This is a genomic window from Terrisporobacter muris (genome assembly GCF_024621905.1).
Lineage (GTDB): Bacteria > Bacillota > Clostridia > Peptostreptococcales > Peptostreptococcaceae > Terrisporobacter > Terrisporobacter muris.
Map to the genome: position 1 here is coordinate 1 of NZ_JANKBY010000563.1, position 1,320 is coordinate 1,320.

2 protein-coding genes are annotated in these 1,320 nt (G+C 28.6%); both read right to left on the minus strand.

What is annotated here, in order from left to right; translation table 11 throughout:
- Positions 1-558: bis(5'-nucleosyl)-tetraphosphatase (symmetrical) YqeK (gene yqeK / locus NSA58_RS20300; RefSeq protein ID WP_257560942.1), on the minus strand; the 558-nt coding region annotated here is incomplete at its 3' end.
- Positions 559-1,248 (minus strand): nicotinate-nucleotide adenylyltransferase, encoded by a 690-nt coding sequence (gene nadD / locus NSA58_RS20305; RefSeq protein ID WP_139044981.1) that lies wholly within the window; start codon positions 1,246-1,248, stop codon positions 559-561.
- Between the last annotated feature and the right edge of the window lie 72 nt (positions 1,249-1,320).

A 1,320-nucleotide genomic window follows, 5' to 3' on the forward strand; every position in this document is an offset into this window, starting at 1 on the left:
TCTTAATATATAATTTCTTGCGCTTACAGTCCTTGGATGTATTAATTGATTATTATCTATTACAAATTTTATAGTATTATTGAAAGATAAAATTAAAGCTTCTTCTAACTTTCCACTAAAAGTTAGCTCTCTCAATTCTTCTACTCTTGGAAATTTTCTTCCTTCTTCTATTAAATCTGCCATATATATTATTTTTTCTAAAAGAGACATGTTTTCTCTACCCGTAGTATGATACTTAATTGCATTTATAATTTCTTCATCATCAATATTAAATACTTCTTTTGCTACATAAGAACCTATAATGCTGTGGGATAATGCTATATTATTCACTTCTAGAGAATCTAACTCTATGTTAAACTTTCTTACACAATCTTCTATTTGTTCATCTGTAAAATATTTAGCACAATCATGCACAAGTCCAGCAATCTCTGCCTTTTCCTTATCACATTTATATATTTCACTTAATTTCACTGCACACTTCGATACATTTAGAGAGTGTTCTAGCCTTCTCTCAGGTAGCATTTTTTTTAATACGTTTTCTATTTCTTTATAATTCATTTACTCAACTCCAAAATTGTATAGGCCTTTTTCTTTTATGTATGCTTCCACATTTTCAGGTATTAAATATCTAACAGATTTTCCTAAGTTCAATTGATCTCTTATATATGTGGATGATATATCCAAAGAAGGTACATATACATTTATAATTTTTGCATTATATTTATTTTCCAATTTTTCTATATAATCTTGAGCTCTAAGCAGACTTATCCCCGGTCTTGTTGCTGCTATAAAGGTGGCTAGTTTGAAATTTTCAGCTACATCTTTCCAAGCTTCTATATCACATATGGCATCTGCTCCTGTAATAAAAAATAATTCACAAGTTGGATAAGTCTTTTTTAACTCTCTCAAAGTATCTATAGTATAAGTCTTTCCAACTTTCTCAATTTCCATATCAGAAACCACAAAATTTTCATTCTTCACAGTAGCAAGCACTACCATTTCATAACGATCTTTTTTATCAGTTATATTCCAAAATTTATGAGGAGGATTACCAGAAGGTATGAAAATAACTTTATCTAAATTATATTTGCCTCTTATAAATTCCACCGTTGCTAGATGAGCATAATGTATAGGGTCAAATGTCCCTCCTAATATTCCTATTCTTAAATTATGAGCACTGTCCCTAAATTCTGCCATTTTCTCATTATTTTTCAATATAGATTCAATAACTATATCCTCAATCCTCATTATTATTCTCCTTTTTACTCCCTTTTTTCTATAACAATTAAGTTTATAATATAAAAATTCCTTTTTTAGTAT